Below are 10,979 nucleotides of genomic sequence, written 5' to 3' on the forward strand. Positions count from 1 at the left end.
ACGTATGATTTTCGTAGTCATGGGTAGTCGATGGTTGTGTGGACCCCACCCCCGGCCCCTCCCCTCCGGGAGAGGGGTGCCAGTCGTCAGCTGTTAGCTACCAGCTAGTACCTACTAGCTTTTGCTGAACGAAGCTAACGGCTAACAGCTATCAGCTAATAGCTCTGATAAAGGCTCCCCTCTCCCGGAGGGGAGGGGCCGGGGGTGGGGTCTCGCTTAAAATTCCAGGTTCACGCCCAGCACGTAGGAGCGGGTTTTAGGGTAGAAGTTGTTGTTGTCGAGGCCGGGCGTGAGGCCGCCCAGGTTCATCTCGGGGTCGATGCCGCGGTACTTGGTGAGGGTGAACAGGTTCTGGCTGGTGAGGTACACGCGGGCGCGCTTCACGTACTCGTTTTTGATGGGCAGATTGTAGCCCAGCGTGGCGTTATCGAGGCGTAGGTAGGCGCCGCTTTCCAGGTAGCGGTCGGAGTAGTAGTTGGCGCGGTTGTCGTTGTAGGGCTCGTTCAGCGAAAAGACCGGCAAGTTGTTGGCCGTGGATTGAGCCGGAATGTTCTGGTTGGCCAGCGTGGCGTTCAGGATCTTGTTGCCCGTCACGCCGCGCAGGAAGAAGTTGAGGTCCAGGCGTTTCCAGCTCACGGTGTTGCTCACGCCGTAGAGCAGTGTGGGCTGGGCGTTGCCCTGGTAGCGGTAGTCGGCCAGGGTAGGCGAGCCGGTGGTGGTGCCGTCGGCCTTATAAAACAACGACAAGCCGTTCTCATCGCGCCCCGCGTACTCGGGCAAAAAGAACTGCCCGATGGGGTAGCCCGTTTTCACGATTTGCGTGGAAATGCCGCTCTGGCCCGAGCCGCCGGGGTAGGCCGTGTACACCTGATCGAGGCGGAACTGGTCGTTGGCAAGCTTCTCTACCTTATTCACGTTGTGGGCCAAGTTGCCACTCACGGTCCACTGAAAATCAGCCGTTTGTACCGGCGTCGCGTTCAACGTCAGCTCTACCCCGCGGTTGCTGATTTCGCCCACGTTGGCGTACAGCGTGTTCACAAAGTACTGCGTCGTCGAGACGGGGTAGTTCCAGATCAGGTCGGAGGTGCGCTTGTCGTACACTTCTACCGTGCCGCTGAGGCGGTTGCCCAGCAGGCCGAAGTCCAACCCCACGTTCAACATGGCCGTCGATTCCCACTTCAGATCAGGGTTGGGGTTCTGCGTGGGGCCGATGGCTTTGATAAAGCTACCGTTGTAGTAAAACGTACCCACGCTGCTGTAACGCTGGGTGGCAATCAGCGGGTCGAAGCCCAGCGAGTTGCCCGTGATGCCGTAGCCCACGCGCAATTTCAGCTCCGTGAGCTTGCTCTGGCCCGCCAGAAAGTCTTCGCGGGCGATGTTCCAGGCCAGCGAGGCCGCCGGGAACGTGCCCCAGCGGTTATTTACCCCAAACGCCGACGACCCATCGCGCCGCACCGACACTTGCAGAAAGTAGCGGTCCAAGAGGCCGTAGTTCACGCGGGAATACAACGAAATCAGGCGCAGGGTAGAAATGCCCAGGCTATAGCCGGCAATGGCCGCGTCGTAGTTGGGCGTCACGCCGTTGGGGTTGCCCAAGCCTAAGTTGTTGTAGCCCAGCTGGTCCGACACAAACCCGCGGGTATCGGTCTGGAAACCGTCGCCGTTTTTGTCTTCCTGCCAGGAGTAGCCCACCAGCAGTTTCAGGTCGTGGGTGGCGGTGTTGAGGGGATTGTAGGTCAGATAGTTTTCCAGAATCTTGCGGGTGTTTTCCAGGCTGTAGCGCCGGGCCAGGCCCTTGGCGGCCAGGCCGGTCACGTTGTTGCTATTGGGCACCGGCGACTCCCGGCTCTGGTAGGCCCCGCCCTTCACCGACTCATTTTGCATGCTCAGGCTGAGCGTGTTGGTGAGGTTGGGTAGGATGGTGAGCTGGGCGCTGGCGTTGCCGAGCAGGGTGTTGATTTTGCGCTCCTCGCTGTTCTGGTTTAGCAGCGCTACGGGGTTGTAGTACTGCGTGCGGGTCAGGTTTTCCTTGTAGGTGCCGTCGGGATTTTGGATGTTGGTGGTGGGCAAATGGTTGAACATGTTGCGGTATACCAGGTCCGAAATCAGGTGCTGCGTGAGCAGGGAGTTGGTCAGCGTGAAACGTAGTTGCAGCTTGTCTTTCAGCGTTTTCTGATCGAGGTTGATCTTGCCGATAATCCGCTCGCTGTCGGAAGTCTTCATCACGCCCTGGCGCTTGAAGTAGTTGACGCTGGCGTTGAAAGCCGACTTCTCGGAGCCGCCGCCGTAGCTGATGGTGTGGTTGTGGCTGATGCCGGTGCGCATCACCTCCTTCTGCCAGTCGGTATTGGTGCCCTCGTCGTTGTCGGCGGGGCTGAGGCTCTTGCCGTTGGCCTCTAGGTAGTTGCGCAGCTGGTCGCCGCTCAGCATGTCAATGGTATTCGACACCTGCTCTACCCCCACGTAGCCGCTGTAGGTCACAGCCGCGCTGGGCTTCTGCCGCCGCGTGGTGATGATGATAACCCCGTTGGCGGCCCGCGCCCCGTAAATGGCGGTGGCCGAGGCATCTTTCAGCACATCAATGCTCACAATATCGTCGGGCGCCACCAGGTTGATGGAGGCCGCCGGCACGCCGTCAATCACGTAAAACGGCTCCTGCGCCTGCCCCGTCCGCAACGACGACGCCCCGCGCAGAACCACCGTGGGCGTGGCGTTCGGATCGCCGCTGCGGGTGATGTTCAGGCCGGCCACCTTGCCTTGCAGCACTTGGTCGGGGGTAGCCACCACGCCGCGGTTGAACTCACGCGGGTCTACGTTGGTGATGGAGCTGGTCACCTCGCCCTTCTTGGCCGAGCCGTAACCGATAACTACCACGTCGTTGAGCAGCTTGTTATCCTCGGACAAGGCCACATCGATGCTGGTTTGCTCGCCTACCGTCACTTCCTTAGCCACGTAGCCCATAAAGGAGAAAACCAGCGTCGTGGCTTCCTCGGGCACCACCAGGGCGTAGCGGCCCTCGGCGTCGGTTACGGTGCCGGTGGAGGTACCCTTGGCCATCACCGTGACGCCGGGTAGAGCCGTGCCCGAGCGGGCATCCGTGATTCTGCCCTTCACCTCCCGCGCCGCTTTGCGCGGGGTGGCCGGTGCTTTTGGGGCAGCATCAGGCTTCAGAATGATAACACCCTGGGTTTCTTCCAGGTGCAAGGGCGTGCGGCGGGTCATCTGCCGGATGATGTCGCCTACCTTGGCGGCGCGGAACTCAGCTGCTTCCACCCGAGCCTGCTGCACGTCGCGGGCTTCGTACACAATGTTGACGCCAGTTTCGCGCTGGAGGCGCTGCAAGGCCGTCGCCAACGACCCTTCCGGCACGGCGAAGTAGGCCACTTCGGCATTAGCTTTCTGGGCAAACCCCAGGTGGGGTAGCGCGGAGGTGGCCCCCAGGAGGGCGCCCGTGAGCAGCAGCCGGCGGCCGCGCTGCCGGCAATAGGTCAAGAAGTCGAGGTGTAGCATAGAGGGTCGGTTTTGGGCAAGGCGTGGCCCGGCAGGCTGGTTTGCCCGAGGGTGAAAAGCAGGAAAAGGGAGTGCTACTGCGGCCCTACTCTACCCGGTAGGTAGCGGCCGAAACTTTGGTGATGCGCAGGTGGTGGCGCTGCAACAGCACATTGAGCACGTCGGTAATCTGGTCGGCGGAGAGCTTCGGGTCCAGTGTGCCCGAGAGGGCCACGGCCGGCACCTCGGGCCGCACCTGAAACTGAACGGGGTAGTAATTTTCCAGCAGCAGCAGAATTTCGGGCAAGGAGGCTTGCGCAAACGTCAGCAACTGGCTGGTAGGCAGGGCGTCGGTGTATTCGTTGTGGGTAAGCGTATATTCTTGATTATTCGATGTATAGACAAGCTGATCGTGCGGGTGCAGCACGCCCAGCACGGTATCTTGGCGGGCTACCTGCACCCGGCCGGTGCGCACCAGCACAGTGGTGGCGGTTAGCTGTGGGTAGGCCTTCACCAGGAAAGACGTGCCCAGCACCCGCACCGCCACCTTGCCCGTGCGCACCACAAAGGGCCGCCGCGGGTTGCGGGTGACGGCGAAAAACGCCTCGCCGCGTAGCTGCACGGTGCGCACGGCGCCAAAGCGGGCCGCACACGTCAGCTCCGAGCGGGGCCGCAGCCACACGCGGCTGCTATCGGGAAGCACGATTTCGCGCTGCTCCCCTACCCCCGTGGCGTAGTGCAGCTCGCCTGGCAACGAGCGCCACCACGCCACAGCGCCCAGCAGCAACAGCGGCACCAGCACTGCCGCCATCCGCAGGGCCGGCCACAGCGGACGAACCCGCGCCACCGGCTGCGTACGGGCCTGGATTCCCGCCAGAATCCGGGCCCGCCGCGCCGCGTCTGCTTCCTGATTGATGAGCGCGTCATCGTCGGGGGTAGCAGCTACCAGCGCATCCAGCCACTGCTCCCGTTTCTGCTCAGCTGGTTGCGAAGTGAGGCGGCTTCGCAGGTAGCGTTGCAGGCGGGAAGGCAGGCGACGGAAGCGGGAATGCGAGGGCTTCATAAGAGAGTTGCACAAGCCCGCGGCAGTAACCATCCGCCAGGCCCGATGTAACGAAAGCTTAATATTCGAGGAGGGATACCTCACCCCTAGGGAGCGGGGGAGCCTAATAGGCAGCAACGATTATATAAGAAACTATCTGTGTTACTTACTGCACGGTGTAGAGACGCATACTTGCGTCTCGTCGTTGAACGATTTCGTGCAGACGACAAGACGCAAATATGCGTCTCCACACCGTTTCGGCCACCTTTTTAGCTAAACCAAACAGCTCCGGAACTACCGGTATTTCTTGTTGGATTTAGAACTCAGTACCTCCACGATGGGCTGGCCGGTGCAGGCGCTAGGCAGCTTGCTTTCCACCAGCATAGCAGCCGTAGGGGCAATATCGGTGATGGTGTGCGGCTCGTAGCTGATGCCGGGCGCGATGCCGGCCCCAAACCACAGCAGGGGCACGTGGCTGTCGTAGAGGTAGCCCGAGCCGTGGGTGGCCCCTACCCCCAGCTCCCAGGTCCAGCCGGGTTCCAACTCGAAGCGCACGTCGCCGAAACGCTTGTAGTAGAGGCCGTTTTGCAGCTTGGTTTCCAGGAAGGCGCCGGTGCTGCTGGTGAGCAGCTGCGCGGTGGTATTCACCTGGGCAATGCCGTCTTGGTCGCGGAGGTAGCTGGCCAGCAGGTCCTGCACGCGGGCCAGCTCCAGCTTGCGGCTGGCAATGAGCGGCCGGTTGAGGTAGTACATGTTGTTGCGCTCCGCCTCAATCCACTGGCCTGGCCCTAGCTGCTGGGTGAGGTAGGCTGCCGCGCCCTGGTTGAGGGTAGCGTGGTGCTGCGCGCCGCTGGGGGCGTGGTGCTGGGCCAGGTACTTGGGCACTTCGCTGGCGCCGTGGTCGGCGGTCAGGAAGATGGTGTAGTTGCCCTTGCCCACAGTTTTGTCGAGGGCTTGCAGCAGGCGCGCAATTTCCAGGTCGAGGCGCAGGTACAAATCGTTTTCTTCTTTGGAAAGCGGCCCGAAGGTGTGGCCCACGGCGTCGGGGCTGGAGTAGCTGATGGCCAGCAAGTCGGGCACGTCGTCGCGGCCCAGGTCGGTGTTGGCGAGGGCCGCCAGGGCCAGGTCCGTGAGCAGGTTGTCGCCGAAGGGCGAGACGTTGACCGCCTCGTAGGCCGGCGGGTTTTGCGGGGCCAGCTTGCCCAGCTCGTAGGGAAAGGTAGCGGCGGTTTTACCCTTGAATATCTTCTCGTAGGCGTTGGAATCGGCCACGCTGTTGAGGTAGGCCTCGGGGCCGCGCAGGGGCGTCCAGGTTTGCTGGCGGTAGTAGTCGGCCTTTTTCTGGGCGTTGAAATCGGCCACCCACTTGGGCAGCGCCTGCATGTAGTAGGTGCTGGAAATGAAGTTGCCGGTGTTGATATCAAACCAAAACGCTCCATCGGCCATGTGCCCGGCCGGCAGCGCCGACGCCCGGTCTTTCAACGACAGCGCAATGACCTTGCTGCGGCCATTGGACACCATTTTCATCTCGTCGCCCAGGGTGGTGCTCACCTGGTTGCGGGCCGAAACGCCCATGCTCTTAGTGGTGGTACCTACCAGCTGCACGGTGCTATCGTCGGTGCAATACACGTCGTGGCGCAGGCGCCTATCGTACCACGAGTTGCCCACAATGCCGTGGTAGCGCGGCGTGGTGCCCGTGTACACCGACGAGTGGCCGGGGCCTGTCACGGTCGGAATATAGTTGTAGTGGGTGTTGCGGCACTGAAACCCCTCGCGCAGTAGGCGCTTGAAGCCGTCGTTGCCCATCTGGTCGAGGTAGCGCGGCAGGTAATCGGCCCGCATCTGGTCGACCATGATACCGACCATCAGCTTGGGCTTTTTGGGACTTTGGGCGAGCAACGCGGGGGCGCTACCTAGCAGGAGCGCAGAAAGAACTATTTTTCGCAACATACACAGGATGAGGCACTATTGCGCGCCCAAAAGCCGCGCAGGTACCAGAGCAGGGAAAGAAAAACGCGCAACACGACTGTTGCGGCGGGTAGGCGGCGGGCTGCTTGCTTTCCCGGCCGGGGCGGCCGCCTACCCGTATCAGTTGCAGTCCGCGGCATTTTCAACCATCGCCTACCCCTGATTTAACGAAGAGGTAACATGGGAACCTCCGTTCTACCCCACCCCCAGCCCCTCCCCTCCGGGAGAGGGGTGCCAGACGACACCGGAACGATTCGTTAGAACGCACCCCTCTCCCGGAGGGGAGGGGCCGGGGTGGGGTGCCTAGCTCAACAGCTTGACGAGGTAGGGAGAAAGCTTATGCAGGGCGCTGTTCATCTGGTTGCGCACGGTTTGCTCAGACGTGGCGAAGCGCTCAGCAATTTCTTTCACCGAAAAATCGTGGAGCATGCTCAGCAAGAACACTTCTTTCTCCTTGGGTGGCAGCGCCTGGGCCCGCGCCTGCACGGCGGCCAGCGTGTCGTGGCTCACGAGGTGGCGCAGGGTAAGCTCGGTGCTGATTTCCTGGGCGGCGCCGAAGTGCTGCAAGTGGCGGCTGCGGATGTCGGCGTCGCGGAAACGGGTGAGGATTTTCTTGCGCAATGCGCCGAGCAGGTAGCTCTGGGCGTTGGTTTGCACGTGCAACTGGGTGCGGTTGGCCCACAGGTCGCAGAATAGCTCCTGGGTGATATCCTCGGCGTCGGGGGCGTGGCGCAGCACCTTGTAGGCATACCGGTACAAGGTCCGCCAGTGCGCCTCGAACAACTGCTCGAAGGCTTGGTAGTCGTTGGTGCGGATTCGCTCCAGTAGCTCAAGTAGGGTATCAGTAGCCACAGCGCATTCTTTGCGCCAAAGGTAGAAGGCCAAGGATGCGATAAGAGAGGTGATACGCAGATATCACACAGGCTTTACCGCCCGGTAACACGACCGTAACACAGCCAAAAGGAGGCACCAGGGTCGACAACCGTTGGTAACAATTACTTGATAACGGCGAAATATATACGACACAACGCGAGCCTTCCTTTGTGGCGTCCAAATACCTCCCGGAGCTACTCCGCCGCGAATAGCCACCGCAAAACCGCTTGCGACCTACGCAGATTTAGTTCGATAAATCATTAGTAAACAGCCTTATCCGATTATACTACCACGAATCTTGTTGGTGGTTTTCGCTGATTTGCTTGCTCTGCGCGCTGATACGTTTCGGGGGTCTTTTTGTTTCCGCCACTTCTCTCTGCTTCTATGCCAAAACACGTACAGCTACGACCACACCGAGCCGCAGGCAAGCGGACGGTTGTAACGCTTGTTGCCCTGAGTTTAACGGGTTCGGCCGTGGCCGCCCAGCCCCTACCCTACTCACATGGCCAGCCCGTAGCGGAAGCGCTTCCGGCGCTGGTTGCTACCCCGGTTACGGGCCGCATCACCGACAAAGCCGGCCAGCCCCTACCCGGCGTGACTGTGCTGGTGAAGGGCACCAACACCGGCACTACCACCGACACAGACGGCCGCTTTCAGCTGACTGTGGAAGACCCCGCCCAGGCGGTCTTGGTGGTATCATTTATCGGCTACGAAAAGCAGGAGCTGCGCGTGGCCGATCAAACGGACTTCGCCATCACCCTGTCGGATGCCACTACGGGTTTAGATGAGGTGGTCGTAATCGGCTACGGCACGGCTAAACGCGAAAACGTGACCACGGCCATTGCCACCCTACCCAACCCCGAAAAACAGGCCCAGCGCCCTATCTCCACGGTGCAGGACATGCTACAAGGCAACGTGGCCGGTGTGACGGTGGTGCAAAACGGCGGCGACCCCTCGGCCACGGCGCGGGTAGTAATTCGCGGGGCGGGCTCGATTAATGCCGAGGACCCGCTGTACGTGGTAGATGGCATGCCTTACTATGGCGGGCCAATTAACCCTAACGATATTGCCAGCCTCACGGTGCTGAAAGACGCCGCCGCAGCCGCCATTTATGGAGCGCAGGCTGCGTCGGGTGTCATCGTCATCACCACCAAGAGCGGTAAGGCCGGCGTGCCCCGCGTCACTATCGACACGTACCAGGGCTGGCAATCGGCCTACAAGCTGCCGCACGCCCTGAACGCGGCCGAGCAAGCCGCCGCCTACAACCAAGCCGCCGACAACGCCGGGGTAGGCCGCCCCGCCGCCCACGACGCCACCAAGAACCCCTGGGGTCAGATCACGCGCACCGACTGGATTGACGAGATTTTCCGCACCGGCAGCATCTACAACCTGAACGCCACCGTGAGCGGGGGCAACGAACGCGGCCGCTTCCTGACCTCCTTCGGCTACCACAACCGCGAGGGGTTGCTGCTGAATACCAATCTGAAGCGCTACACCCTGCGCCTGAAATCGGACTACGACATCAGCCCCAAGATTACGGTGGGCCAGAACGTGTACGTGAACCAGCGCAATGCCCGCGGCACCAACACCAGCAGCAGCTACTCAGGGAGCATCATCAACGCCATTTACATGCCCTCGGCAGCGCCCGTGCGTAACGAGGACGGCACTTTTGGGGGCGTTACGCCGATGTCGCCGGCACCGGAGTTCAAATTTGCTGGTGCCTACGGCGACGTATACAACCCCGTGGCCCTACTGGAGCGACCTACCGTGAACAGCCCGTTGCTGAACCTGAATGGCATTGGTTACGTGGAGTACAACCCGCTGAACAATCTGAAATTCCGTAGCAGCTTCAGCCTGGATTTGCAGCGCGAGTCCTACAAGCGCTTCGACCCGCGCATTCCGGAGCCGGGCCGCTCCAACACCATGAACTACCTGACCCAGAGCCAGGGCGACCGACGCCGCTGGATTTGGGACAACCAGGTGAGCTACCAGAAAACGCTGGGCAAGCACTTCTTCGACCTCACGGCCGTATACTCGGCCCAGCGCACCAACTACGAGTACTACTCGGTGCAGGCGCAGAACTTCGACCGCGAAGACGACTGGTACCAGTACATCGGCAATGCCAAAGAGTTTGTGCAGCGCCCTACCAGCGACGTGTGGCAGGATGCCCTTACCTCGGCCATCGGCCGCCTCACCTACAGCTACGACGACCGCTACTTCCTGACCGGTAGCGTACGCCGCGACCAAACCTCGCGCCTCTCGCGCTATAATTCTGACTACTTCCCGGCTGTGTCGGGTGCGTGGAAGATTTCTTCGGAGTCGTTTTTCCAGGTAGCGCCGATTCAGACGCTGAAGCTGCGCGGCTCGTGGGGGCAGATCGGCAATATTCAGTCGGTGGCCTACTACGCGTATAATGTGCCGCTCGTAACGGGGCAGTCCTACCTAGGCAGCACGCCGGGGTACAGCACGGGCTATTATATTAATAAGCAGTCGAATCCCAACCTGAAATGGGAGCGGTCCGAGACGTTTGACGTGGGCCTGGACGTGGGTATGCTGGATAATCGCCTGACCATCACTGCCGATTACTTCCAGAAATACACCCGCGGCCTGATCTTCGCCGTGGCGCCCAACACCAGCGCCGGGGTAGGCGAAGGCGCTACTTCCAACGTGGGCACTGTGCTGAACAAGGGCGTGGAGCTGGGTATCGGTTACAACGACCAGGTAGGCGACTTCCGCTACCAGCTGAACGGCAACATTGCCACCCTGAAAAACCGCGTGCAGGACCTCGACGGCTACGGCGCCGACTTCATCCAGCACGGCGACAACGTGCGTAGTCAGCTTTACCCCTACCGCTCGGCGCCGGGGCAGCCGCTGTATTCCTATTATTTGATTCCCAACGAAGGCCTGTTCCAGTCGGCGCAGGAGGTGGCGGCCTACACCAACGGCGAGGGCAAGCAGATTCAGCCCAATGCCAAGCCCGGCGACCTGAAGTTCCGCGATGTGAACGGCGACGGCCGCATTGACGACAACGACCGGGTATACAAAGGCAACGGCATGCCCAAGCTCACCTACGGCCTCACGCTGGGCGGGCAGTGGAAAGGCTTCGACCTGAGCATGTTCTGGCAGGGGGTGAGCGGCGTGGAGCTGTTCAACGCCTATAAATTCTCGACCTACAACGCCGGCCTGCAAGGCTACAACCTCGACCGCCGCGTGCTGAACGCCTGGACGCCGGAGAACACCGACACCGACATCCCGCGCCTCTCCACCAACGACGCCAACCAGAACTTCAGCCGTGTATCGGACTGGTACCTGGAAAACGGCTCCTACCTGCGCCTGAAAAACCTGAGCATCGGTTACACCCTACCCGCCGCTCTTACGGACCGCGTGCGCACCGGCGCCAGCCTGCGCTTCTACGCCACCGCCGAAAACCTGGTGACCTTCACCAAGTACTCCGGCCTCGACCCCGAGGTAGGCGGCATCGGCCTCGACGTGGGCACCTACCCCCTGCCCCGCACTTTCACTATTGGTTTGAATTTGGGGATTTAGTAGTCACCCCACCCCCCGGCCCCCGGCCCTCCGGGAGAGGGGAAGCCTGACGGTTTAGCTG

5 protein-coding genes are annotated in these 10,979 nt (G+C 61.3%); 1 reads left to right on the top strand and 4 read right to left on the bottom strand.

The annotated features are described in order from the left end of the window. Window positions 1-216: 216 nt before the first annotated feature. The 4 genes from KYK14_RS20235 to KYK14_RS20250 all read right to left on the bottom strand — a co-directional run bounded on the left by KYK14_RS20235 (window position 217) and on the right by KYK14_RS20250 (window position 7,384). Window positions 217-3,510, bottom strand: a complete 3,294-nt coding sequence (locus KYK14_RS20235) for a SusC/RagA family TonB-linked outer membrane protein (protein ID WP_219161498.1) — start codon at window positions 3,508-3,510, stop codon at window positions 217-219. Between the two features lie 85 nt (window positions 3,511-3,595). Continuing rightward, entirely contained in the window at window positions 3,596-4,552 is a 957-nt protein-coding gene (locus tag KYK14_RS20240; protein WP_219161500.1) for a FecR family protein, read from the bottom strand. A 273-nt stretch (window positions 4,553-4,825) separates the two neighbouring features. Then, window positions 4,826-6,481 carry an alkaline phosphatase PafA gene (pafA, locus tag KYK14_RS20245; protein WP_219161502.1) on the bottom strand — a complete coding sequence of 552 codons (1,656 nt, stop codon included), beginning with the start codon at window positions 6,479-6,481 and terminating at the stop codon, window positions 4,826-4,828. A gap of 321 nt (window positions 6,482-6,802) precedes the next feature. Then, the gene (locus KYK14_RS20250) at window positions 6,803-7,384 is read right to left on the bottom strand and encodes an RNA polymerase sigma factor (protein ID WP_219161504.1); all 582 of its coding nucleotides are present in this window, start codon (window positions 7,382-7,384) and stop codon (window positions 6,803-6,805) included. Window positions 7,385-7,756: 372 nt separating this feature from the next. On the opposite strand from KYK14_RS20250, the gene KYK14_RS20255 reads away from it, so the two are divergent. Then, window positions 7,757-10,918 (top strand): SusC/RagA family TonB-linked outer membrane protein, encoded by a 3,162-nt coding sequence (locus KYK14_RS20255; protein WP_219161506.1) that lies wholly within the window; start codon window positions 7,757-7,759, stop codon window positions 10,916-10,918. The last annotated feature ends 61 nt before the right edge of the window (window positions 10,919-10,979 follow it).

This window comes from Hymenobacter profundi, from assembly GCF_019334315.1.
GTDB classification, from domain to species: domain Bacteria; phylum Bacteroidota; class Bacteroidia; order Cytophagales; family Hymenobacteraceae; genus Hymenobacter; species Hymenobacter profundi.